Here is a 25,025-nt window from a genome sequence, read left to right as displayed (position 1 = left end):
GAGGAGCGAGTGATGACAGAGAAAAAGAAACTAGCTGATTTTTATCAAGATTTAGCGCAATGGCTAACCGATGTTAAAAAGCATGAAGTCACCCAAGTGGTTGAGCTTATTGAACATGCAAAAACTATTATGAAAGCAGCAGAAGAAATACCCGAAGAAAAATTTAAACAATTTATTGAAAATTTTAAATATGACTTACATGAGTTTTATCAACAAAACCAAGAGCAAGCAAAACATTCTATTTATTTAGGTTTAATGAAAGAGTCTTTTTGGGCTGTTATGGCTAATATTACCGATAAATCTCAAGTGGAATGGGCTGAATTATGTGAAGATTTTCATCATGATGGGGTTTATCAAACCAATGACGTGATTGGTTTTGGCCTACTTGAATGTCAAAATTGTCACCAGACACAACAAATTACTCATTTTTCCAAAGTGAATAATTGTTTGCATTGTGGACATAATCTATTTTTAAGAAAAAGTTTAACGCCTTAATTGATTGAATAGCTTAAGATCTTTTTCCAATTAAAACGGTTAACGAGTACAATCATCCATAATTAACAATGACCGCACAATTTTCTTTAGGTGCTTACGGTGATGCATTCATGAGCCAACATTCAACGCAGTGGCGTTTAACCCCAGAACAATTAACGGCCGATTTACGTGATGATATTTTTTCGTTATCGGAACAAAACAGTAATGACAGCGATATTTTTCTTGGTCATCACCGTGCAAAAGAAGCCCTTGATTTTGGCTTGTCTATGGAATCACGCGGATTTAATGTGTTTGCCATGGGGGAACATGGTACCGGTCGTCAAACCTTAATTAGACAAATGTTAAATGCCAAAGCAAGTGTGCAACCAACTCCTCCTGAGTGGTGTTACATTAATAACTTTGATGATGTGCATGCGCCATATAAACTTTATGTTAGTCCTGGAGATGGTAAGCAGTTACTTACTCGAATAAATACATTTATAGATGAGTTATTAGATTTATTTCCAGAAATATTTGACAACCCTGGCTATCAGCGACAAAAAGCAGCGATAGATCGCGAGTTTAATCAAAAGTATGACGAAGCGATAAGTAAAGTTGAAGATACGGCGTTAAAAAATAATGTCATTTTATTTGAAGAGAATGGTGAAATTGGTTTTTCGTTATTAGTTGATGGTAAGCCGTTAGGCGATAAAGAATTTGCTAATTTAGATGAAAAAAAGCGTAATGATTTTTATGTTTTATTAGCAAAACTAGAAAACTTATTATCCGAGCAATTGCTGGAGTTACCGTTATGGAAGCGTATTTCTTCCGATAAAATGCGGAAACTTAAACATGAAACCGCTGAGCAAAGTATTCGGCCATTTTTAAAAGAATTGGAACATGAGTTTGCCAGTAATATTGGTGTGCTCAAATACCTATCAAAAGTTAAAACACATGTGGTTGATGCTGTGTTAGAAATTTTGGTCGATGAAGGCAGCGAGCATCAAAACGATAAAGATTCTCGTAAATTAATGCAAGAACGCTTTTTACCAAACCTTCTTGTGGCTCGTGAACCTGAAGAGGGGGCTCCAGTTGTTTATGAACAAAACCCCACCTTTCAAAACTTATTTGGCCATGTTGATTTTGCCAGTTTTCAAGGAAGTTCATATACTAGCTATCGGTTAATTAGACCGGGTGCTTTACATAAAGCCAATGGCGGTTATTTGTTATTAGAAGCGGAAAAATTGCTGAACCAACCTTTGGTTTGGTCACGTTTAAAATTGGCACTTAAAACTCAAGAAATAACCATTGAAAACCCTTACTTCGAAATATCACAGCCAGGTGCATTTAGTTTACAACCTGAAAAAATTCCTTTGAAAGTTAAAGTGATATTATTAGGTGATCCTGAAATTTATTATACATTGCAAGATTACGATCAAGAGTTTACTGAGCTATTTAGAGTACTAGCCGATTTTGATCGCTACTTAGATAGCACAGATCAAAATTTAATTGAGTATGCGCAATTGATCAGACAGCGTGCAGAAAAATATGATTACCCTAACGTCTCCGATGCTGCCATTAAAGAATTAGTGAAATATGCGTTAAGAAGAGCTGAGCATCAACATAAAATATCTTCCAATATTGTGCAGGTCAATGATTTACTGGATGAGTCGGTATACTTCTGGAAAAAGCAAACGGAACAAAGCTTGTTAACTCCCGAATTTGTTATTCAAGCGTTAAATGCACAACAACGTAGAACCGGCAGAATTAGCGAAGCTTGGCTTTCTGAAATAAAAGAAGAGCAAGTATTAATAAGCACACAAGGTAAGCAAGTTGGTAAAGTCAATGGTTTAACTGTACTTGAAATTGGCGATAGTGTTTTTGGAACACCAGCTAGAATTACCGCGACTGTTTATGCCGGTAGCCATGGTATAACCGATATTGAAAGAGAAGTGGATTTAGGGAAGTCGATTCACTCGAAAGGTGTCTTGTTATTATCGGGGTATATTGGTCATAAGTATGGACAAAACTTACCTGTAGCTATTTCGGCAAATATAGCCATAGAACAATCTTATGGTCATATCGACGGAGATAGCGCATCAATGGCCGAACTTTGTGCTCTTATCTCTGCCATTTCTCACTTACCAATTGATCAAAGTATCGCCATTACCGGTTCAATGAACCAACATGGCGAGGTGCAATCTATCGGTGGAGTGAATGAAAAAATCGAAGGTTTTTATCGATTATGTAAAGATAAAGGCTTAACAGGTGAACAAGGGGTAATTATTCCTACCACTAACGTGATTAACTTAATGCTACGTGATGAAGTGATTAATGCCGTAAAAAATGGCGATTTTCATATTTATGCGGTTGATAATGTTGACCAATCGTTAGAAATATTAATGGGGTTAAGCGCCGGTGTGAAAAATAGCGTAGGGCGTTATCCTAGAAAATCAATCCACGCACTCGTGTTAAATAAATTATCTCATTTATCAGAATTATTAGAAGGCGGTGAAGCGTAAGCGCTATCAATAGTTACACGTAGCTTTTCATTTAATTTTCAATGCTAGTTTAAACACTTTATTAACTTTATTTGCTTAAAAATTAAGCAAATAAAGTTTTTCTTTCTATACTGAGATCAACATATAAATTAATCGTTAATTTAGCCAACAAATTATTATTCATACTCTGTTGAGAAGGATCGTTTATAAAAATAATAAAAAAACAATACCCTTAACTGTTTGTAAACTGAGTAACGCGCTATTACTGTTTTCAGTGAAACGTTTTAAGGTCAATTTCAGTTATGGCAATGTCCATTTTGCCGCATCATTTGACGTCACTTTAGCTCTGACGCCCCGACTAACGCATGCCGTAAATTAATTAAAGTTATTGAAATTTAAGAATATTTTGCAATTTATTTACTTTGGTTTATGATTTAATAAAGATGATTAAAAAGTAAACGAATACTCAATTATAAATTAGTAGCATTCTTTATTTTGAGTACGATAAGTCAGCTGTCTATCGTTTTTGTCAGTAGTGAATACTGTCAGCAGTGAGGGCGTTGTGGATAAATCGAATCAAATAGATCAGTTATGGCCTATTGCGGCCTATTTTTTAATATTAGCGGTAATGTTGGCCGTGATGATGTTATTGTCTCACTTTCTTGGGCCTAAAACTAACAGCCGCGCAAAAAACACGCCTTATGAATCTGGCATCATTTCAGTGTCAGACAACAAAACACGTTTTACTAGTCACTTTTTTCTCTATGCTATTTTCTTTGTTATTTTCGATCTAGAAACTATTTATCTATTTGCTTGGGTGATTGCTTTTGATGAAGTTGGTTGGTTAGGGTTTATTGAAGCGAGTATTTTTATTATCGTTTTATTGGTCGCACTACTCTATATATGGCGTATTGGTGGCCTATCACTGAAAAAGCGTCATTTACCTTTTCGGCAAACACAATTCACTGTGAATTCTCCCAAAACAGCGAAATCATCGCATCAATTTACTGATAGTTCGAGAGGTGCTTAATGGAGTGGTCGTTAACAAAAGCGAAATTAGATGAAGCAATGGAGCAAGCTCAGAAAGTTTCGGAAGAAGAGTTAAAACGAAATGTGTTTATGGCCAAGCTTGATGATATGGTGAATTGGGGCAGAAAAAACTCAGTCTGGCCGTTTAATTTTGGCCTAAGTTGTTGCTATGTTGAAATGGCTACGAGTTTTACTTCTCGGCATGATATTGCGCGTTTCGGTGCAGAAGTCATTCGGGCAACACCAAGACAAGCCGATTTGATGGTGATCTCAGGTACTTGTTTTCGAAAAATGGCTCCAGTGATCCAACATTTGTATGAACAATTATTAGAACCTCGCTGGATCATCTCAATGGGATCTTGCGCAAATTCTGGCGGTATGTACGACATTTATAGTGTTGTACAAGGGGTTGATAAATTTATCCCTGTGGATGTTTATGTTCCCGGTTGTCCGCCAAGACCTGAAGCTTTATTAGAAGCATTATTATTATTACAAAACTCCATTGCCCATCAACCAAGACCTTTAAGTTGGGTAGTTGGCGAACAATCTGTGTCACAAATCGCAAAGCCTTCACTACGGGATATAAAGCACGAACATCGTATGAATGTCACCAACCTCGATGAACCGGACTCAATTTAATGGCGAAGATAGATTTGCAAGCCAGTAAAGACTGGCAACCGACTCACGTTTTACCTATTGGCGACGAAATACAGGCAGTTGCTGATCATTTAGTGTTAACCCCAGTCACGGTGATTGAAAACATTGTTGATGGCATAGACACTTTTTGGCTCGATAAAAAGCAATTAACACAATTGATGCAAGTACTTAGGTATGACTTATCTGAGCCATTTGATATGTGTTTTGATATAAGCGCTATTGATGAAACTGAAAGGCAACATGTCGCAGGTCATGTGAGTGATTTTACCGTGAGTTATCACTTGCGTTCTTATCAACGAAATCAAGACATTCGCATTAAAGTTGCCCTGACTAATGATGATAAAACGTTAGCCAGTGCTTGTTCATTTTGGCCCAATGCTAACTGGTATGAACGAGAAATTTGGGACATGTTCGGCATTATTTTTGAAGGTCATCCGCATTTAACGCGTATTTTAATGCCCAATACGTGGCAAGGCCATCCGCTATTGAAAACCCATCCTGCTCGTGCGACCGAAATGGATCCCTTTGTACTTCCCCCCCAGAAGCAAGATGAAGAACAACAAGCATTACAGTTTAATCCAGAGGCATGGGGGATGAAACGTCAAAGTCAAGATAATGACTTTATGTTCTTAAATCTTGGCCCTAATCATCCGAGTGTTCATGGCGCGTTTCGAATTGTTTTACAAATGGATGGAGAGGAAATTGTCGATTGTGTCCCAGATATAGGCTATCACCATCGTGGCGCTGAAAAAATGGGTGAACGTCAATCTTGGCATAGTTATATTCCTTATACCGACCGTATCGATTACCTCGGCGGTGTGATGAACAATTATCCTTATGTCATGGCCGTGGAAAAACTAGCGGGCATTGAAGTACCTGAGCGCGCGAAAATGATCCGCATTATGACCGCTGAAATGTTTCGCATCCTTTCTCATTTACTTTTCTATGGCACCTTTGCACAAGATATTGGCGCTCTTTCGCCGATATTTTATATGTTTGTCGATCGAGAAAAACTCTTTGGTATCATTGAAGCGTTTACTGGTGCAAGAATGCACCCAAGCTGGTTTCGTATTGGTGGCATCGCTTCTGATTTACCGAAAGGTTGGGATAGCTTAGTGCGTGATTACGTCAATTATTTGCCCAAGCGACTCGATGAATACGAAAAAATGGTGATGCAAAATAGCTTATTGAAAAAAAGAACGGTTGATGTTGGCGCGTACTCAACCAAAGAAGCTATTGAGTGGGGCGTAACGGGCCCTGGATTACGTGCTACGGGTTTTTCTTGGGATTTGCGTAAGCAACGCCCTTATGGCGGCTATGATCAATTTGAATTTGAAGTACCACTTGGTCATAAAGGAGATTGCTACGATCGCTGTCGTGTCCGAGTTGAAGAAATGCGTCAAAGCATTCGTATTATTGAACAATGCCTAAATAATATGCCAGAAGGGCCTTATAAAGCTGAACACCCTCAAACTACACCTCCAAATAAAACTAATACCATGACAGATATCGACAGTTTGATCCCGCATTTTATCAATGTTTCATGGGGACCAACCATTCCGGTAGGAGAAGTTTCGATGAGCGTTGAAGCGACTAAAGGCATTATGGCTTATCACTTGATTAGTGATGGCTCAACCATGAGCTATCGTACCCGAATTCGCACACCAAGCTTCGCACATTTACAAATGTTACCGGTGATCTGCAAGGGGCAAATGGTGGCTGACTTAATTGCCACGCTAGGCAGTGTTGATTATGTCATGGCTGATGTCGATAGATAGCGGAGGAAGTTGCATTGGAAATTATTAAAACAATTACAGTACATCCAACAGATTACTTAACCTCACAAGAGTTGGCGGACATTGAGCATGAAATTAGTCTTATGGAAACTCGCGAGGCGGCAGGTATTGAAGCTTTAAAAGTGGTGCAATCACATCGCGGCTGGATCAGTGATGAATCGTTACATGTTATCGCTGCTTATTTAAAAATGTCATCGGCAGAGTTAGAAGGTGTTGCGACATTTTACAATTTGATTTATCGACAACCGGTTGGCAAGTATGTGATCCATCTTTGTAATAGTGTCAGTTGCCATTTAACCGGCTATCAACAAGTGCTTCACGCCATTGAACAACATCTTAATATTGGTTATGGACAAACAACGGAAGATAATCGCTTTACATTACTATCAAATGTTTGTTTAGGCGGTTGTGATAAATCGCCTGTTATGATGATAGGTAAGCAACATTATGAGCAGTTAACCCCGGAAAAAGCAGTTGAAATAATTACCGCTTTACAAAATGAAAATCAAAACGTTGAGGTAGAACTATGAACGCCTTAACACACCCATTAACGCATTTAGTGAACCTACAGTCCCCACTTAATTTAAAAGATTACTATCAACAAGGTGGTTATTTAGGCGCTGAAAAAGCATTGAAAGAATATAGTCCGTCACAGGTGCTCGACATTGTAAAAAAATCTCAGTTAAAGGGCCGAGGAGGTGCAGGTTTTCCTACCGGCATGAAATGGAGTTTTGTACCCGATTATGATGAGTCAGATCCTCGTAGCCAAGAAAATAAGTACTTAGTTTGTAATGCTGATGAGATGGAGCCAGGCACATTTAAAGACCGTTTATTACTGGAAGGGGTTCCTCATCAATTAATTGAAGCAATGATTATCGCGGCATATACCATAGGCGCTAATAAAGCTTATATCTTTTTACGTGGAGAATATCATCTCGCGGCACAACGTATCGAAACTGCACTTAAAGAGGCATATCAAGCCAATTGGCTAGGGAAAAATATTCAAGGCAGTGATTATCAATTAGATTTATATTTACATACGAGTGCCGGTCGCTATATATGTGGCGAAGAAACTGCGTTGATTAATGCGCTGGAAGGTAAACGCGCTAATCCTCGTGCAAAACCGCCATTTCCACAGGTGGCGGGATTATTTGGCAAACCGACGATCGTGAACAATGTCGAAACCTTATGTAACCTTCCTCATATTTTAAAAAATGGCCCTGAATGGTTTATTAACCTTGCCCCAAATAGCGATGCTGGCAGCAAAATATATGGTGCTTGTGGGCGAATAAAAAATCCAGGTTTGTGGGAATTACCCATGGGAGCGACGATAGATGAAGTTTTAAATAAACACGCCGGAGGTATGCAAGAAGGCTTGAAACTTAAAGGTTTGTTACCCGGTGGTGCATCAACTGATTTTCTCTTGCCTGAACATTTAGATACACCGATGGATTATGACTCTATCGCTAAAGCTGGAAGCCGTTTAGGTACTGGGGGATTAATTGTCTTAGACGATAAGAATTGTCCGGTGGCAATGGTGTTAAACCTATTACAATTTTTTGCACAAGAATCCTGTGGTTGGTGTACACCTTGTCGTGATGGTACTCCCTGGGCGGTTGAAATTTTAACTCGCATTGAACAGGGGAAAGGCACGATTGACGATATCGATTCTCTGTTAAAGTTATGTGATTTTATGTGGATAGGCAAAACCCATTGTGCATTAGCCCCAGGAGCAGTTGAGCCATTAAAAAGCGCGTTAAAATATTTTAATGATGAATTTATGCAACACATAGAACAAGGTTGTTGCCCTTATCATGGAGCTTACTAAGATGAGTGCTGATAACAACACGCCAACTATGGTCACAGTGTATATTGATGATCTCCCCTATCAAGTAAGCAGTGACGACAATTTACTCGCTGGCGTGCTTTCTCAAAAATTAAACCTGCCTTATTTTTGTTGGCACCCTTCAATGGGATCTGTGGGGGCATGCCGACAATGCGCTGTGACGCAATACCAAGACGAAAATGATCAACGCGGCCGTTTAGTCATGGCCTGCACAACACCTGTAACCGATGGCATGCGCATTAGTTTAAAAGACAGTCAGTCCGAAGTTTTTAGAGAGCAAGTCATCTCAGCCATGATGACTAATCACCCCCATGATTGTCCGGTTTGCGCTGAGGGCGGTGAGTGTCATTTACAAGATATGACTGTCATGACAGGGCATAGTACTCGCGAATATAAAGGTGATAAGCGAACCTTTGTTAATCAACATTTAGGTGAATTTGTTGGTCATGAAATGAACCGTTGTATCACTTGTTATCGGTGTGTTCGATTTTATAAAGATTATGCGGGAGGTACTGACTTTGGTGTTTACGGCACCAGCAATAAAGTTTGCTTTGGTCGCCAAGAAGAAGGGCAATTAGAAAGTGTATTCAGTGGTAACTTAATAGAAGTTTGTCCAACAGGCGTATTTACCAATAAACTTTTTTCTGCTCATTACACTCGAAAATGGGATTTACAATCGGCACCTTCAATATGTGCTTTTTGCTCTGTGGGCTGTAATACCAGTGTAGGCGAGAGATATGGCAGCGTTCGACGGGTAATGAATCGTTATAATTATGACTTAAATGGATATTTTTTGTGTGATAAAGGACGATTTGGCATCGGTTTTGTCAATGGGTTAATACGATTGCGCAAAGCCAAAGGTATTTCGCAACAGTCTCCTGAGAAACTGACCCGCTTAGAGGTAAGTAAAGCGTTAGTGCATTACAAAGGAAAGAATTTTATCGGTGTTGGTTCTGCGCGTGCCTCGTTTGAAGCTAACTATTATTTGCAACAACTTGTCGGTAAAAGTCATTTCTCTTTAGGTTATAGCCATAATGAAATGGTTTTTGCAGAACTACATCAACAATTTTTAATCCACCATAAAGCGCCAAGTATAGCTGAAATTGAGCAAAGTGATTTTGTGCTTATTATTGATGAAGATATCACACAAACAGCACCAAGAATTGCGCTTGCGGTGCGTCAAGCATTGCGCAATGCAAGCATTGAAAAAGCAGATAAACTAGGCGTACCTTCGTGGCAAGACAGTGCAGTGAGAACCATAGGGGGGAGTGCACTGTCACCATTATTCTTACTGCAAAGTAAAGCAACCAAATTAGACGATGTTGCTGAAGCTGTGCTGATGCAAAACACGCAAGACAGCATTGAACTGCTGCATTTATTTTCGACCTTAATTCAAAACAACCATGAATTGGCCAAAGTCAGTGATGATAATGTTGCTTTACTGAATAAATTATTAACGGCTAAAAAACCTTTAATAATTAGCGGTTGGAGTCACCAATCACCCGCATTATTTAACGCATCAATTGAATTCATGACCGTTTTGTCTCGAGCTAAAAAAAACTTGCGATCACTTTTATTGCCGCCTGAAGCTAATAGCGTTGGGCAATTAGCTTTGATGGATGAAAGCAGTTTATCGATTGAACAAGTTATTTATAAATTAACCGATAATGATAGTGATATCGATGGGATTATCTTGTTAGAAAACGAGCTTGAAGTGATGAATCAATCACAGCTTAATTGTTTAAAAGAGACAGATAAAACCATTATTTGTTTAGATCATAGTGACAACCAAATAACGGCGTTGGCTGATATTGTTTTTCCCGCTGCGCCGATAACGGAAAGCGATGGACATTTCGTTAACTATCAAGGTCAAATCCAAGCTTTTTATCAAGTGCACCCCTGTGTTTTACCTGTGCAAGAGAACTGGCGTTGGTTAACATTAATTGCCAAAGCTATGTATCCTAAACATGCTCTGTCCCAAGAGGTACATTCGCTTACTGAGCTTCACCAACTTTTTCATCAACATGACGATAATTGGCCAATTACGAAGTCGACGGCTTATCAAGCTAACGCGATTAAACCGATTGCTAGGGAGCCTCATCGTGCTAGTGGTCGTACGGCTAAGATGGCCAATATTAGTGTACACGAAGCGAAAGTTAGCCAAAGCGAAGGCGATTATCGTTTTTCAATGGAAGGTAGCGATTTAAATCATGCCACTGAAATGCCTTTTACTTGGTCTCCCGGGTGGAATTCCAATCAATCTATACATCAATATCAACAAAAAGTGGCGGGTCATTTAACCCATCAAGCCGACGCTTTGTTTTTTGATTTCAGCCAAATTAAAGCGGTGATAGAGCGACGAGCACCCTTAAGCGAGCATCAGCAATGTTTTCATCCTCAAATACCTTGGCATCGTAGTGGTTGGCAATCGGGGTTAAATCCGGAGTTTGCTTTGTTGCATAAAGTCAACAAGATATTTATGTCATCTACTGAAATAGCTAAACGACAGTTAGTTGAAAATCACTGGGTGAGTGTTGATCTTACGGCTGCAAGCACGGGTGAGAAAAGACAATATATTGCACAACTATTGTTAGATGAAAATCTATTGGGAGATTTAATTTATGGTGATATTGATCAATTACCTAATCAAATCTATAGCAAAGTTGCTGTTTCCATTGCAAGTGCGCATCAAGTAGAAAAATATCAAAACCAATGTCAGCATTTACAACAAAAAGCGACTCAAGATAAAGCGTTAATCCTTGAAAAACTCAAAGCACAAGATGCTTATATTCCAATTCGATTAGTCTCTGGAGGGTTAGATAATGCCTGAAATGATATGGAAGCTAGTTGAAATATCTATCATTATTGCCTTGTTGATCCCAATGGCTGCCATGTTGGTGTGGGTTGAACGACGCATGATAGGAATATGGCAAGATCGCTTAGGGCCAAATCGTGTTGGGCCATTTGGTATTTTGCAATCGTTTGCCGACTTATTAAAAATTCTCGGTAAAGAAGATTGGATCCCACCTTTTAGTGAAAAGTTCGTTTTTGTATTAGCGCCAATAATTGGTGCGGTATGTGTGTTGATGAGTTTTGCGGTCATCCCTTTTGCTCCTGATGTAGGGGTTTCTGATCTCAATATCGGTTTGTTGTTTTTCTTGGCCATGGCATCACTGGCAGTTTATTCCGTGGTGTTAGCGGGGTGGGCTTCTAATTCTAAATATGCCTTACTTGGCGGGATGAGAGCGGCAGCGCAAACAGTAAGTTACGAAGTTTTTATGGGCTTATCTGTTATGGGAGTCGTATTGCTTTCAGGAAGCTTTAACTTACGCGAAGTGGTGTTGGCACAATCGGATGGTTGGTTTATTCAATCACAATTTATCGGTTGTTTTGTTTTTTTAGTGGCAGGGATTGCTGAAAGTCATCGTTTGCCGTTTGATTTACCTGAAGCGGAAACTGAATTAACAGCAGGATTTCATACTGAGTATTCAGGCTTAAAATTTGCCTTATTCTTTTTAGGTGAATATTTAGGGGTCACATTAATCTCTGCGATGTCAGTGGTATTATTTTTTGGCGGTTGGTTAATGCCTGCACCATTAGATACTTGGTTACCGCCAATAGTGTGGTTTGTCGTGAAGATTGCTTTTTTTATCTTATTTTTTATTTTACTTCGTACCTCATTACCTAGGCCAAGATTTGATCAGTTATTAGCCTTTGGTTGGCTTGTTATGTTACCTCTGGCGCTTTTTAATTTATTGGTCACCGCTGCATTAAAACTGATGGAGGTGCTGTAATGCTTAGTCAATTAAGAACCATGTGGTTGGTGTTAAAACATACCTTTACGAAGGCAGATACGGTTGAATATCCCGAACAAAAACCGTATCTCGCGCCAAGATACCGAGGTCGTATTGTTCTCACAAGAGAGCCTAACGGTGAGGAGCGTTGTGTTGCTTGTAATTTATGCGCAGTTGCATGTCCAGTTGATTGCATTGCTCTTCAGCAAACGATTGATGATGACGGAAGAAAACGTGCTGAATTTTTTCGGATAAATTTTTCGCGTTGTATTTTATGTGGTTTTTGTGAAGAAGCTTGTCCTACCTATGCCATTCAATTAACCCCTGATGTTGAGTTAGCTGAATATGACCGTCAAAATTTAGTGTATGAAAAAGAACATTTGTTAATTAAAGGCGTTGGTAAATACCCTGATTATAGTTTTTATCAACAGTCAGGCATCAAAATAAAAGACAAAGACAAAGGGGAGGGGCTCCAAGAGAAACCGCCGATAGATGTGAAGGGGTTAATGCCATGATTACACGCTTTGCTTCAATTGAAACCTTATTCTATCTTGCTGCTTTAATTGCCATTATCGCGAGTTTAAAAGTTGTCACACAAAAAAATACCGTTCATGCTTTATTGTATTTAGTGGTGTCTTTACTCGCCGTTGCTGTTTGTTTTTATTTAATGGGGGCTCCTTTTGCTGCCGGTTTAGAAGTGATTGTTTATGCCGGCGCCATTTTAGTGCTGTTTGTTTTTGCTATTATGATGTTTGGTTTAAAAAATGATGAAACCAAATATGCCCCTCAAAGTACGGGATTAACTATTTGGCTTGGTCCTTGTCTCTTAGCTGTATTTTTGCTGTTGGCCTTATTGCTTTCTTTTGATAGTGCTGACATTCAACAGCAACTTAATGCAACCGTCATTAGTTCCAAAGATGTAGGCATTCTGCTTTATGGCCCGTACTTACTCGCTGTTGAAATTGCTTCTTTTCTTTTATTAGCCGGTCTTGTGGCTGGTTATCATTATGCAAAACCTGACGCCCAAGGAGGTCATTTATGACAGCAATTCCACTGGAGCACGTTTTAATTTTGGCTTGTATTCTTTTCAGCATTGGATTTTTTGGTGTGATCGTCAGAAAAAATACGCTTTTTATGTTGATGAGTTTAGAAGTGATGCTAAATGCAGTTGGGGTTGCCTTTATTGGAGCAGGCAGCGTTTGGCAACAAGCTGATGGACAAGTCATGTTTATTTTAATTTTAACCTTGGCCGCTGCGGAAGTAGCCGTTGGCCTCGCGTTACTTATTCGTTTACAGCAAAGATTTAAGTCGCTCGATATCGACTGTTTAAGCCAGTTAAAAGGGTAGGAGATATTATGTTATTAAGCTTTTTGCCTTTTTACCCATTAATCAGCTTCTTGTTGATCATTTTATTAAAAAAACAACTGTCGTGGTGGCAAACCAGTGTGCTGAGTGTCGGGGCTATGTTGTTGTGTGCTATCACGAGTTTAGTGTTATTTAATGCTTTAAACCAAGCCCCAGATGGCGTGATAACTTCACATTTATGGCGTTGGTTCTCTCTCAGTGATGGCGATAGCTTTGTCAGTGTCAATTTTTCTTTTTACTTAGATGCTTTGTCTGCGGTGATGATTTGTGTCGTGTCTTGCGTGGGATTTCTTATTCATCTTTTTGCCGCAGTTTATATGAAGGAAGATGAAAATTTTGGCCGTTTCATGGCCTATATGAATTTATTTATCGTAGCGATGCTTATTTTAGTTTTAGCTGATAATTTAGTTTTACTGTATTTAGGTTGGGAAGGTGTTGGCTTATGTAGCTTTTTATTGATTGGCTTTTGGTATCAAGAAAAAGCCAATGTATTAGCAGCAAGAAAAGCGTTTATTGTGACGCGTATTGGCGATACTTCTATGGCTATAGGGCTATTTATGCTCTTTAATGCGTTAGGAAGTGTAAATATTGTTGATGTAAGTGAACTTGCCAGCGCTCAATGGCAAGTAGGTAATAATGACGCTTATTGGATTTGTTTATTATTGTTGGGCGGCGCAGTAGGAAAATCAGCACAACTGCCATTACAAACCTGGTTACCTGATGCTATGGCTGGACCAACACCTGTCAGTGCCTTGATTCATGCCGCTACTATGGTCACGGCAGGTGTATATTTAATTGCTAGGATGAACGGATTATTTATTTTGTCTCCTCAAGTGATGAATTATGTTGCTTGGATAGGAGCCATTACCTTACTTCTTGCCGGTATTTCGGCACTGGTACAAACTGATATCAAACGGGTTTTAGCTTATTCCACCATGAGTCAGATTGGTTATATGATGTTAGGTTTAGGTGCTGGCGCTTGGTCTGCGGGGATTTTCCATTTAATGACCCATGCTTTTTTCAAAGCCTTGTTGTTTTTAACGGCAGGCGCGGTTATTTATGCACTACATCACCAACAAAATATTTTTAAAATGGGTGGTGTGTTAAAGCGTTTACCGTTCGAATCAAGTTTGTTTATTATTGGTTTGATCTGCCTGATGGCGTTACCGGGAACGTCAGGTTTTTTCTCAAAAGAGGCTATTATTGGCCAACTTTGGTCCTCGACAACGGCAGGACAAGCATTATGGTGGTGTGCAATTTTAGGCGCTTTTTTAACCAGTGTTTATAGTTGTCGATTATTTTTCATTGCTTTTCTTGGTCAAGAACGTTTTAGTCATTCAGTGACAAACTTATCAAATAAGGGGTTAAAAGCATCGTTAATTACTTTAGCTTTATTATCACTTGTTGGTGGTTTTCTTGTACCTGATTTGTCTGGAGTGTTTGTTAACGCAACTCAAGGTGTAAACAATGTCGTTGAGCCAGAGTGGTTACACAGTGTCGCGATTGCAACTCCAATTGTTGGCATTGTATTTTCCTGGTTTTATTTTAGTCAGTACCGCAGTGCAGAGCCTAATATTTATCAACAGGCCCAACTAAAGGAAAATCAAAACCCGATTGTTCGCTATTGTTTTTCAGGGCTTGGTTTTGATCATTTATATGAATTAGTGTTTATTAAACCTTTTGTTTTTATCGCACGCTTAAATAAACGTGATGTGGTCGATCAATGCATCATGAGTATTACATGGTATGTTGGCCTATGGCGAGATATCTTAGTTTATAGTCAAAATGGTTTGATGCGTTGGTATGCTGCGGCTTTTGCTATTGGTTTGGTCTGCTTTATAGGAGGCTGGTTATTATGATCATTTCTTTACTGATGATCGGACTTGTTTTCTCAGGTGGTTTCGCGTGGTATATGGAAACCAAACGGACAGGGCAAGCAAAGTTTATTGCGTTGTTAGCCACGATCATACTTGGAAGTTGTTTTACACTTTACATCGCCACCTCGCCAGAAAGTTATGCTGAGTTAGTGTTACTCACTAAGGTTACATGGATTTCTGTTTTTAATATCCATTATATGATTGCCTTAGATCATTTAAGTATCTTGCTATTATTACTTACTTTCATACTCACTGTGGTTGCCATTTTAATTTCATGGCGTGAGATCACGCACCGACAAGGTTTCTATTATTTTAATTTATTAACCACCATCGCTGGCATTATTGGGGTTTTTACCGCGGTAGATATGTTTTTGTTTTTCTTCTTTTGGGAAGTGATGTTATTACCTATGACCGCACTGATTGCAATTTGGGGTCATGAAAACCGTCATTTTGCAGCAATTAAATTTTTCATCTTTACGCAAGTAAGTAGTTTATTAATGCTTATTGCCATTATATTAATGGCTTTTATTCATCAACAGCAAGAAGGCCAACTAAGTTTCGCTTATCAAGACTGGTTAACATTAACCCTTCCTGCTGATTATAGTTATTATTTAATGTTAGGTTTTTTTATTGCTTTTGCCGTGAAGCTACCTTCTTTTCCTGTTCATAGTTGGTTGCCTGATGCTCATACACAAGCCCCAACGGCAGGTAGTGTATTACTTGCCGGCATTTTATTAAAAACAGGAGCTTATGGACTCATTCGTTTTGTTATCGTCTTATTTCCACAAGCTAGTGAGGAATTTGCGCCTATTGCCGCTGTATTAGCTTTAATAAGCATCTTATATGGCGCCAAAATGGCCTTTGCACAAACTGATTTTAAACGTTTGGTGGCATATAGCAGTATCAGTCATATGGGCTTTGTGATGTTGGCGTTATTCGCGTTTAATGCGAATGCTTTTCAAGGGGTGATTATTACTTTGGTCGCTCATGGTTTGAGCAGTGCGGCATTATTTACCTTTGCAGGCATGATCTATGCGCGGATCCATTCACGAGATTTAAGGGAAATGGGAGGCTTTTGGCGAGCCTCCCCCGTGATGGGAGGCTTTGCTTTGGCATTTGTAGTCGCAGCGTTTGGTATGCCAGGTTTAGCGAATTTTATTGGTGAATTTTATAGTTTAATCGGCGCTTTTCAACGGTTCCCTTTGATCACAATTTTAGCGGCCTTAGGCATTATCGGATCAGCAATTTATGGCATGTTACTGTTTCAATCTAGTTTTCAAGGCCCGGTAAAAAATAGCTTTATTGATTTATCGATAAGAGAAAGGTTTATTGCAACAAGTCTGTTTATCTTTCTGTTAGTGCTCGGATTATTTCCCAATTTAATTTTGCAATATTCGTTTAATGGAGGGCTATAACCATGGATTTATTTGCCCTTAGTATGATTGTCCCACAATTAATAATTGCCGCAGGCATTGTTCTTGCTATGTTGTTAGTTGCATGGCGAAGAAGTCAGCAACTTATCGCAAACTTTACTTTGTTCACTTTAATCCTTTCTTTGGTCGCAACTATTCATGGTTTTGGTTTTGATAAAATATCGGTAACTATGTTGTTAGCGGTTGATGACTATAGCCGCTTTGCTTTTATTTTAGTGTTATCGGCCAGTATCGTTTGTTTGTATTTAAGTAAAATTATGCTTAAACAAGTCGAAGACGTTCATGATGAATACTATTTATTATTATTACTAGTGGTATTGGGTGCTGGAATTTTAGTTGTTAGTGATCATTTTGCTAGTTTGTTTTTAGGTTTTGAATTATTAAGCATCGCCATTGTTGGATTAGTTGGTTATTGTCGAAAAGCGCCCAATGCCGTAGAAACTGGATTTAAATATTTAATATTAAGTGCCAGTGCATCAAGTTTTATGTTACTTGGTATTGCGTTTATGTATGCCCAAACGGGGGATTTAAGCTTTACACAAACTGGCTTGGAAAATGTCACTTTATTGAAAATATCTTTGCTATATCAAATTGGTTTTATGCTGTTTTTTTCAGGAGTTGCCTTCAAGTTATCTTTAGTGCCTTTTCATTTTTGGACACCAGACGTTTATCAAGGGGCGAGTTCCCCTGTGGCTATGTTATTGGCGACCGTCTCTAAATGTGCGATGTTCATTGTGTTATTAAAATGCTGTTATACCGCTACAAATTTAATGTTATTACAAAATGATAAACTGTTTGAATTTATTGCTTGGATTGCCATTTTATCGATGATAGTTGGGAATAGTTTGGCATTAAAACAACAATCTATTAAGCGCTTATTGGCTTATTCTTCTATTGCACATATGGGGTATCTTCTAATCGTGTTGCTGATCAGTGACAGCAAAGGTTTAAATATGGCGTGGCAAAGTGTGCTGTTTTATTTAACGGCTTATCTTTTAGCTAATGCATCAATATTCACAGTTATTACCTTGATGAATCGCGATAGTGAGGTGTATCAAGACATTACGATTAATGATTGGCGTGGTTTATTTTGGCAACAACCTTTGAGGGCCACGTTACTCATTTTTTCTTTGTTAAGCCTTGCTGGCATCCCTTTAACTGCAGGTTTTATCGGTAAGTTTTATTTAATCACTTTAGCGGCAAATCAGGCACTATGGGCGTTATTAGCCGCGTTAATTATCGGCAGCGGTATTGCTTTAGCGTATTATTTACCGGTTATATTTTCATTGTTTTCGTTGGAAAAACCTCGTGATGTTTTGCCTCCGGCTTCAATGTCAATACTGGAAAAGTGTGCGGTTATATTATTGATTTTTACCGGCTTAGCGATTGGTATTTTCCCTAATGCTATCGGCAGTGTTTTACAGGCGATTTAACCCTTTTATAAAATAACGGCTTGGTTAATTTCACAAACTAATTGTTTTCTTGACGACTAATATGTCATTTAACAACATACTTAATAGTAAAAAAATTACTAACGTATTGTTAATCTTATAAAAAATATGTTGGCGTGATGTTTGTATATATTCTTGCTAAAAAGGATCAGAACGTTGATCTTTTATTTATTATTCAAGGAATATCGTAGATGAAACATATAAAAATAATTTCAGCCATAACTCTTACTACTTTAATGAGTGGTTGCGTAGTCATTGCTTCGTCACCTTCTCGCGCAGATTTTCATATGCAAAAAGAACTTTCTATAGACGCGAGTGAATTAACCGCTTTAGATATTGAAACCGGCAGTGGTTCACTCAGCGTGATAGGCAATGCAGAGTTAACTGAAATTAGAGTAACAGCGGATATTTATACGGATAAAAAGTATACCGACAATTATGAACTTACCCTAAATAAGTCGGGGAATTCAGGTTACTTTGTTGCTAAAAACCATAGTACATCTGGTTTTTGGGTGGGTGACTCGCCACATATTGATGTGGTTATACAACTTCCTAAATCTATGTCGTTAACCATTGATGACGGATCGGGTGATATTGACGTGCAAAACTTAAACGGTCAATTAGATATTAAAGATGGCTCTGGTGGACTGTTGGTAAAAGATATTAATGGCGATATTAATATTAATGATGGCTCAGGAGAAATAGATGTGAGTCAAATTACTGGCAACTTAAAAATTATTGATGGCTCTGGTGAAATAAATATCCATGAAATCAAAGGTAATCTTAACGTAGATGATGGCTCAGGAACGATCTATGCGAGCAATATTGATGGAAGTGCCGACTTTGATGACGGCTCTGGCGATTTAACGGTTAAAGAAATTACCGGTATGGTAACCATTGATGATGGTTCAGGTAGTATAACGGTCGATAATGCAGGCGGTTTGAAAATTTTAGAATCAGGCTCAGGTGGCTTAAAAGTCAAGAATGTTAAAGGTGGTTTTAATATTGATAGCTAATCGATAAATAGCACAATTTTGCCGGTAAATAACGTTAAATTGCGATAATTTAGCGTTATTTTTTACGTTTCTTGTAGTTTTCCTTGCTTCTAATTTTAACCTCTGTATAATGCGCGCCTCGATATCAAGTCGTTGGATGTACTTGATATATTTATAGTGTGGGGTTATCCCAATAGACTTGCCCAGCTAGTTTCCTAACTAAGCTTTAGAATGTGCCTTGAGTCTTCCGGTGGTTTCCTCGTTATTGAACGCAGGGGTTGTTAGTTTACAACTATACCTGCCATTGAGAAGACAAAATTTATGTTAAATATTGACAATGCCTCTGTAGGCTTTGATGGCCTTGGTTTGCCTGAAAACTTGTTATCTGCCCTTAAAACACTTGGTTTTGAGAATGCAACGCCTATTCAATCAAAAACAATTCCACCTTTATTAGAAGGTTACGATGTTTTAGGTGAAGCACAAACGGGTACAGGTAAAACAGCTGCTTTTGGTTTACCTGCCTTAGCAAAAATTGATACATCAATTAGAAAACCACAATTGATGGTATTAGCACCAACTCGTGAGTTAGCGATGCAAGTGGCTGAAGCCATTGAATCATTTGCGAAAAATATTAAAGGTCTTAAGGTTGCTACTTTATATGGTGGTCAATCTTATGGTCCACAATTTCAACAATTAGAGCGCGGTGCGCAAGTGGTTGTTGGCACACCTGGTCGTTTAATGGATCACTTACGTCGTAAGAGCCTTAAATTAGATCAATTAAAAGTTTGTGTACTTGATGAAGCTGATGAAATGTTAAACATGGGCTTTTTAGAAGACATTACTTGGACACTAGATCATGTGCCTGAATCTACACAAATGTGTTTGTTTTCAGCAACAATGCCTGCTGGCATTCGTAAAATTGCCAATCGTTTCTTAAAAGATCCTGTGCATGTAAAAATTGCCGCGGTTAAGAAAGAAAAAGCGAATATTACGCAATATGCTTGGAAAGTTAGCGGAATTCAAAAAATTACTGCATTAACACGTATTGCTGAAATTGTTGATTATGATGCGATGATTATTTTCGTACGCACCCGAAACGATACTGTTGATGTTGCTGAAAAATTAGAGCGTGCAGGTTACCCTGCATTGGCGTTAAACGGTGATATGAACCAGCAGCAACGCGAACGAACTATTGATCAATTAAAATCTGGTGGTTCCTCAATTTTAGTCGCTACAGATGTGGTTGCTCGTGGTTTAGATATTCCGCGTATTTCGTTAGTCATTAACTACGATTTACCGAGTGATAATGAATCTTATGTTCACCGTATTGGTCGTACTGGTCGTGCCGGTCGTGAAGGTACATCTATATCGTTTGTTCGTCCGCGCGAAATGTATTCATTACGTCATTATGAACGTTTAACTTCAGGTGTTGTGAAACCTTATGATTTACCAAATATTCAAGAAATTGGTAAAAAACGTATCGAAAGAACACGCACTGAAATAGCTGAAATTATTGCTGAAAAAGATTTAACGGCAATGCGCGAAATTATTGAAGGTATGGCGGCAGAGTCTGAACTTTCGATGACTGATTTAGCGGCAGCATTATTGTTCCAAAAACAATTAAAGCAACCTTTACAGCCGAAAGAAGATCCTAAGCCTCGTCGTGATGCGCGTTCAGATAACCGTAATGATAGAGACGGTCGTGGTCGTAATGATAGTCGTCGTGATGCTCGTGGTGAAGGCCGTGGTAGGGATAACCGCAGCGAACGTGCGCCTCGTAAAGCGAAAGAAGTGCGTAACGATGTAGATTGGCAGACTTACCGTTTAGAAGTTGGTAAAGAGCATGGTGCTAAACCGGGTGATATTGTTGGTGCCATTGCTAATGAAATTTCACTTGATAGTAGCTACATTGGACAAATCAACTTACATGAACGTCATACTTTTGTTCAGTTACCAAAAGGTATGCCTGATAAGTCATTTAAACAATTAAAGAATGTTCGCATTCGACGTCAAGCGTTAGAGATTTCGGTGTCAGATGCAGCATTGGTAAAAGATCGTCCTCGTCGTTCAAATAGAACTGAACGTCCAAGACGTGCAAACTAAGCACCAATATTAGACAGTATTAATATATAGAAAAGGCGAGTCAGTTGACTCGCCTTTTTTGTCTGTGCATTTTACTTGTTAAGTTAATTACCTATCGTTATTTGGCTAATTCAACCATAACTGCGGTATACATTTTTAAATTAAGAGCAAATTGTTCTACGGTAATAAACTCATGTTCAGAATGTCCAGTATATTCTGCACCATGCATTGACGGCCCAAAAGATACCGCATTAGGGAATAAACGAGAGTTTGTACCACCGCCAATTGAAATGGGCTTGGCATCTGTTATGCCAGTAAAATGAGAGAAAACAGCTAATAATGTCTCGATTTGTGGGGCTTTATTTTGTACAAAGGGTTCGCCAATATAATGATCTAACTCAGTAATATCAGCCATATTTTTTAATTTCCAGCTGGCAATGGCATGATTGATTTCATTGCGCAATTGCTGTTCACTCTTACCTCTCGGTCGTCTTATATTGATATTTAATTCAAGATTGTTTTTATTCTGTTTGATTACCGTTGGAGACACCGTCATCGGACCCATAAAGTCGTCAGTGTATGCGATATTGCCGAATTTTTTTCCTTCTAATCCTAAGCCAATATTATCGTTAATAAAATTAACTAACGTGCCGGCACCATTATTGGGCCAACGGGTATTGGACAATAAGTCTGCTAAATAGGGAATAGCGTTTACCCCTTCTTGAGGTTTTGAAGAATGGGCTGATTTCCCTAAAGCGGTAATTATTAATTGCTGGTCTTTTAAGGTTAAATCAAAAGAGATCCCTTGATAAAACTGGACCTTGTCCATTAATTTCTGTAGCAATGTAATGTCTGCATTTTCGATAATGGCTTTAGCATCTTCGGGAATTTGACTGCCAAAATATCCCCCCTCAAAATGACTAATATATGGATCTAAGCTGCTAGATTTATCTTGTTTATTAAAGGCTATTTTTAATGTGCCATAGCCTTTTTCTGCAGTAACAACAGGATATTCTGCATCAGTAGTAATGTTTATCTGCGGGAGATCATTATTCTTCACATATTCTTGTAAAGGTCCCCAGTCTGACTCTTCCGCCATATATACATAGAGCTCTATACGTTTAGATAATTTAATATGTTTGTCTTTAATGGCTTTCATGGCATATAGTACAGAAGAGATTGGCCCTTTATCATCTTCACTGCCTCGAGCAATTAACTTTCCCGGTTCGGTGGTGCTATCTAATTCAAAAGGAGATTTAGCCCATTTAGCTGGATTAACTAGTTGAATATCACCATGGGTGATAATACCTAGTCTTTCTTGGCTATCACCTAAACCGATTATTACCACATAACCGTCATCTTGATAATCTAAACCTAACTGCTCAGCTTGAGTTTTTAAGGTTTTCTTAAAGGCGATATGCTCAGGATTATCGGTAGATTTAATTCCTTCAACAGCAACCGTATTATGTTTTACGAGTTGGCTGAGGCTGTTAATCATGTCTTTTTTGTAGGTTTCTACCGCGTATTGTGCGGTATCTTTTGCAAGAACACTCACAGTGTTAGCCATAGCATTAACAGAAAATATGAGCATGGTTACTATCGATACGGTTCGGGATAGTAAGGATAATTTTTTCAGATTTTTTAACACAAGATTTCCTTTCAGATATAAGTAAAGTAACAAATCAGCTAACATACATCATTTGAATGTAATCGATTAACTCAAATATAAACTGATAACGTAGACCGTTAATATATTAACTGGTTCAAGGTAAAAACAGCTACAATAAATAAAAAAATAAACTTATACAGTTAGTTAAAGTTTTAAAAAATGATCATATGGAACTAAATGAAATTTCTACACGTTTGAAATACATTTGTCATCCCTATGTTTTAATAAATAACCCCCACTTTATAGAGTAATATATGTCAAATTTAAACATCAGAACTGCAACGATTGACGATGCAGAAACCATTTTATACTTTATTCGTGAACTTGCGATTTACGAGAAGGCTGAACATGAGGTGCTAGCTACAGTAGAGACGATCAAATCAAGTATGTTTGGTGAGAAAGGTGGTGTACATGGTTTGATTTGTGAGCTTGATGGTAAAGCAATCGGCTTTTCTGTGTATTTTTATAATTATTCTACTTGGTTAGCAAAACCGGGACTTTACTTGGAAGACTTATATGTCTCGCCCGAGTATCGCGGGCAAGGTGCAGGCATTGCTTTATTAAAAGCATTAGCCAACATCGCTTTAAATGAAGGCTGTGGTCGTTTTGAATGGAGTTGTTTAGATTGGAATACTCCTTCTCGCGAGTTTTATGAATCACTGGGCGCAGAACCACAACATGAATGGTTAGGTTATAGAATGTCAGGAAAAACGTTAACAGACTTTGCTCGTTAACGTTTAAAATTTATTGGTATAACGCTTACCCTTGACAGTATTTTTTACTGGTGAGTAAGAGTCGTTAGATGGTTAATTTTAGGAACAGTCATCTGTGACTTTGAAATATTAATCATTAAAGTGTGAAAACATCTATAGACTTGTGCCAAAGTACAGGTGTTTAGGGAACACAAATAAAAGTACTGTTCAAACATCAATAGAAAGAGTAATTATGGGGTTGCTGTTTTTTGTTTTGAGCGAATAGTTTCAGTAAAGTTTAAGGTCTCAAATGAAAGTAAAATTTGCCGTAATAGGCACCAGTAAAATTACTAAAATGTTTATTGAAGCAGCTAAACAAGATCAACGTTTTGAACTACATGCCGTATATTCTCGCGGCAAAGAAACCGCACAAGCGTTTGCAAAAGATCATAACGCAGCGCATGTATTCACTGATTTGTCAGCGCTAGGACAATGCCAAGAAATTGATGCCGTTTATATTGCTTCACCCAATAGCTACCATGCTCAACAAGCGATTCAAATGATGAATGCGGGCAAGCATGTATTGTGTGAAAAACCGATTGCCGTGAATAGCAATGAGTTTCAGGCGATGGTAACTAGTGCTAAACAAAACAATGTTTGCTTAATGGAAGCTATGCTAAGTTCATTTGTACCAAACTTTTTAACCATTAAAAATTCATTAGATAAAATCTCACCATTAAGAAAATTCACGGCTAGTTTTTGCCAGTATTCTTCTCGTTATCCGGCCTATTTACATGGAGATAATCCCAATACTTTTAATTTAGCCTTCGCTAACGGTTCGTTAGTCGATATCGGTATTTATCCGCTTTATGCTGCTATTTCATTGTTTGGAGAGCCGGATAATGTTCAGAGTCAGTGTACTAAATTAGCATCTGGTGTTGATGGTTGTGGTGATGTGTTATTAAGTTATGAAAAATCGTGGCAATTGCAAGCGGTGATCAGTCATTCAAAGGTCAGCTCTGGTGAAAACATTGGCGAATTACAAGGTGAAAACGGTCGGATTGTTTGGCAACATTCATCTGAATTTAATCAAGTAAAGCTACTATTAAATGATGGTGAAGAACAAACACTCTCCGTTGAGCAAAATAGCAACAAAATGGTGTATGAATGTCAGCACTTTCTGGATTTGATTGCTGCAAAGCGCATTGAGTCTCCGGTTAACTCATGGCAATTATCATTGCTTGTATTACAAGTGTTAGAGCAAGTGAGAGCTCAGCAAAGTATTGTTTACCCTAATGATAACGTGTGAATAAAATAAGCTAAGCTATACTCAATCATATACTTATTTATTGTCTTTAATAAAT

At 38.3% G+C, this 25,025-nt stretch carries 20 protein-coding genes; 19 read left to right on the top strand and 1 reads right to left on the bottom strand.

Annotation, left to right across the window (positions count from 1 at the left end; all coding sequences use genetic code 11):
* Window positions 1–12: 12 nt before the first annotated feature.
* The 17 genes from ABXH06_RS00380 (at window position 13) to ABXH06_RS00300 (ending at window position 21,321) form a co-directional block, all read left to right on the top strand.
* Window positions 13–495 (top strand): zinc ribbon-containing protein, encoded by a 483-nt coding sequence (locus ABXH06_RS00380; protein ID WP_353516909.1) that lies wholly within the window; start codon window positions 13–15, stop codon window positions 493–495.
* Window positions 496–563: 68 nt separating this feature from the next.
* On the top strand, window positions 564–2,996 hold the full coding sequence (locus ABXH06_RS00375; RefSeq protein ID WP_353516908.1) for an AAA family ATPase: 2,433 nt from the start codon (window positions 564–566) through the stop codon (window positions 2,994–2,996).
* Window positions 2,997–3,537: 541 nt separating this feature from the next.
* A complete protein-coding gene (locus tag ABXH06_RS00370; protein ID WP_311577620.1) occupies window positions 3,538–4,005 on the top strand; it encodes an NADH-quinone oxidoreductase subunit A in 468 nt (155 codons plus the stop codon).
* A complete protein-coding gene (locus tag ABXH06_RS00365; RefSeq protein ID WP_349254878.1) occupies window positions 4,005–4,643 on the top strand; it encodes a NuoB/complex I 20 kDa subunit family protein in 639 nt (212 codons plus the stop codon). The genes ABXH06_RS00370 and ABXH06_RS00365 overlap by 1 nt, the downstream gene beginning before the upstream one ends.
* Window positions 4,643–6,439, top strand: a complete 1,797-nt coding sequence (gene nuoC, locus ABXH06_RS00360) for an NADH-quinone oxidoreductase subunit C/D (RefSeq protein ID WP_353516907.1) — start codon at window positions 4,643–4,645, stop codon at window positions 6,437–6,439. Before ABXH06_RS00365 ends, nuoC begins: the two co-directional genes overlap by 1 nt.
* 14 nt (window positions 6,440–6,453) lie before the next feature.
* The gene (gene nuoE, locus ABXH06_RS00355; RefSeq protein ID WP_353516906.1) at window positions 6,454–6,987 is read left to right on the top strand and encodes an NADH-quinone oxidoreductase subunit NuoE; all 534 of its coding nucleotides are present in this window, start codon (window positions 6,454–6,456) and stop codon (window positions 6,985–6,987) included.
* Window positions 6,984–8,285, top strand: a complete 1,302-nt coding sequence (gene nuoF / locus ABXH06_RS00350; RefSeq protein WP_353516905.1) for an NADH-quinone oxidoreductase subunit NuoF — start codon at window positions 6,984–6,986, stop codon at window positions 8,283–8,285. Before nuoE ends, nuoF begins: the two co-directional genes overlap by 4 nt.
* Window positions 8,272–11,133: an NADH-quinone oxidoreductase subunit NuoG gene (gene nuoG / locus ABXH06_RS00345; protein WP_353516904.1), complete on the top strand. Its 2,862-nt coding sequence runs from the start codon at window positions 8,272–8,274 to the stop codon at window positions 11,131–11,133. Before nuoF ends, nuoG begins: the two co-directional genes overlap by 14 nt.
* Window positions 11,126–12,097 (top strand): NADH-quinone oxidoreductase subunit NuoH, encoded by a 972-nt coding sequence (nuoH, locus tag ABXH06_RS00340; RefSeq protein ID WP_353516903.1) that lies wholly within the window; start codon window positions 11,126–11,128, stop codon window positions 12,095–12,097. Before nuoG ends, nuoH begins: the two co-directional genes overlap by 8 nt.
* Window positions 12,097–12,612: an NADH-quinone oxidoreductase subunit NuoI gene (gene nuoI / locus ABXH06_RS00335; protein ID WP_311577601.1), complete on the top strand. Its 516-nt coding sequence runs from the start codon at window positions 12,097–12,099 to the stop codon at window positions 12,610–12,612. Before nuoH ends, nuoI begins: the two co-directional genes overlap by 1 nt.
* On the top strand, window positions 12,609–13,139 hold the full coding sequence (gene nuoJ, locus ABXH06_RS00330) for an NADH-quinone oxidoreductase subunit J (RefSeq protein ID WP_311577597.1): 531 nt from the start codon (window positions 12,609–12,611) through the stop codon (window positions 13,137–13,139). Before nuoI ends, nuoJ begins: the two co-directional genes overlap by 4 nt.
* Window positions 13,136–13,444, top strand: a complete 309-nt coding sequence (gene nuoK, locus ABXH06_RS00325) for an NADH-quinone oxidoreductase subunit NuoK (RefSeq protein ID WP_353516902.1) — start codon at window positions 13,136–13,138, stop codon at window positions 13,442–13,444. Before nuoJ ends, nuoK begins: the two co-directional genes overlap by 4 nt.
* A gap of 8 nt (window positions 13,445–13,452) precedes the next feature.
* Entirely contained in the window at window positions 13,453–15,321 is a 1,869-nt protein-coding gene (gene nuoL, locus ABXH06_RS00320; RefSeq protein WP_353516901.1) for an NADH-quinone oxidoreductase subunit L, read from the top strand.
* Window positions 15,318–16,754 (top strand): complex I subunit 4 family protein, encoded by a 1,437-nt coding sequence (locus ABXH06_RS00315; protein WP_353516900.1) that lies wholly within the window; start codon window positions 15,318–15,320, stop codon window positions 16,752–16,754. Before nuoL ends, ABXH06_RS00315 begins: the two co-directional genes overlap by 4 nt.
* A gap of 2 nt (window positions 16,755–16,756) precedes the next feature.
* Window positions 16,757–18,205: an NADH-quinone oxidoreductase subunit N gene (locus ABXH06_RS00310; RefSeq protein WP_353516899.1), complete on the top strand. Its 1,449-nt coding sequence runs from the start codon at window positions 16,757–16,759 to the stop codon at window positions 18,203–18,205.
* A gap of 209 nt (window positions 18,206–18,414) precedes the next feature.
* Window positions 18,415–19,239, top strand: a complete 825-nt coding sequence (locus tag ABXH06_RS00305) for a DUF4097 family beta strand repeat-containing protein (protein WP_311577583.1) — start codon at window positions 18,415–18,417, stop codon at window positions 19,237–19,239.
* 300 nt (window positions 19,240–19,539) lie between these two features.
* Window positions 19,540–21,321 (top strand): DEAD/DEAH box helicase, encoded by a 1,782-nt coding sequence (locus tag ABXH06_RS00300; protein ID WP_311577580.1) that lies wholly within the window; start codon window positions 19,540–19,542, stop codon window positions 21,319–21,321.
* A 97-nt stretch (window positions 21,322–21,418) separates the two neighbouring features.
* On the opposite strand, the gene ABXH06_RS00295 is transcribed toward ABXH06_RS00300, so the two are convergent.
* Window positions 21,419–22,948 (bottom strand): dipeptidase, encoded by a 1,530-nt coding sequence (locus ABXH06_RS00295; protein ID WP_353516898.1) that lies wholly within the window; start codon window positions 22,946–22,948, stop codon window positions 21,419–21,421.
* A 275-nt stretch (window positions 22,949–23,223) separates the two neighbouring features.
* On the opposite strand from ABXH06_RS00295, the gene ABXH06_RS00290 reads away from it, so the two are divergent.
* Both ABXH06_RS00290 and ABXH06_RS00285 read left to right on the top strand, forming a co-directional pair.
* Entirely contained in the window at window positions 23,224–23,703 is a 480-nt protein-coding gene (locus ABXH06_RS00290; RefSeq protein ID WP_353516897.1) for a GNAT family N-acetyltransferase, read from the top strand.
* Between the two features lie 268 nt (window positions 23,704–23,971).
* On the top strand, window positions 23,972–24,970 hold the full coding sequence (locus ABXH06_RS00285) for a Gfo/Idh/MocA family protein (protein WP_353516896.1): 999 nt from the start codon (window positions 23,972–23,974) through the stop codon (window positions 24,968–24,970).
* Window positions 24,971–25,025: the final 55 nt, after the last annotated feature.

Source organism: Thalassotalea sp. SU-HH00458 (genome assembly GCF_040362795.1).
Classification (GTDB): domain Bacteria; phylum Pseudomonadota; class Gammaproteobacteria; order Enterobacterales; family Alteromonadaceae; genus Thalassotalea_H; species Thalassotalea_H castellviae.
This window is presented reverse-complemented; position numbering and strand designations above follow the sequence as displayed.

Coding starts and splice junctions, on each gene's coding strand:
- ABXH06_RS00380 (WP_353516909.1), top strand. CDS start 13: ATGACAGAGAAAAAGAAACTAGCTGATTTTTATCAAGATTTAGCGCAA.
- ABXH06_RS00375 (WP_353516908.1), top strand. CDS start 564: ATGACCGCACAATTTTCTTTAGGTGCTTACGGTGATGCATTCATGAGC.
- ABXH06_RS00365 (WP_349254878.1), top strand. CDS start 4,005: ATGGAGTGGTCGTTAACAAAAGCGAAATTAGATGAAGCAATGGAGCAA.
- nuoC (WP_353516907.1), top strand. CDS start 4,643: ATGGCGAAGATAGATTTGCAAGCCAGTAAAGACTGGCAACCGACTCAC.
- nuoF (WP_353516905.1), top strand. CDS start 6,984: ATGAACGCCTTAACACACCCATTAACGCATTTAGTGAACCTACAGTCC.
- nuoG (WP_353516904.1), top strand. CDS start 8,272: ATGGAGCTTACTAAGATGAGTGCTGATAACAACACGCCAACTATGGTC.
- nuoH (WP_353516903.1), top strand. CDS start 11,126: ATGCCTGAAATGATATGGAAGCTAGTTGAAATATCTATCATTATTGCC.
- nuoI (WP_311577601.1), top strand. CDS start 12,097: ATGCTTAGTCAATTAAGAACCATGTGGTTGGTGTTAAAACATACCTTT.
- nuoJ (WP_311577597.1), top strand. CDS start 12,609: ATGATTACACGCTTTGCTTCAATTGAAACCTTATTCTATCTTGCTGCT.
- nuoK (WP_353516902.1), top strand. CDS start 13,136: ATGACAGCAATTCCACTGGAGCACGTTTTAATTTTGGCTTGTATTCTT.
- nuoL (WP_353516901.1), top strand. CDS start 13,453: ATGTTATTAAGCTTTTTGCCTTTTTACCCATTAATCAGCTTCTTGTTG.
- ABXH06_RS00315 (WP_353516900.1), top strand. CDS start 15,318: ATGATCATTTCTTTACTGATGATCGGACTTGTTTTCTCAGGTGGTTTC.
- ABXH06_RS00310 (WP_353516899.1), top strand. CDS start 16,757: ATGGATTTATTTGCCCTTAGTATGATTGTCCCACAATTAATAATTGCC.
- ABXH06_RS00305 (WP_311577583.1), top strand. CDS start 18,415: ATGAAACATATAAAAATAATTTCAGCCATAACTCTTACTACTTTAATG.
- ABXH06_RS00300 (WP_311577580.1), top strand. CDS start 19,540: ATGTTAAATATTGACAATGCCTCTGTAGGCTTTGATGGCCTTGGTTTG.
- ABXH06_RS00290 (WP_353516897.1), top strand. CDS start 23,224: ATGTCAAATTTAAACATCAGAACTGCAACGATTGACGATGCAGAAACC.
- ABXH06_RS00285 (WP_353516896.1), top strand. CDS start 23,972: ATGAAAGTAAAATTTGCCGTAATAGGCACCAGTAAAATTACTAAAATG.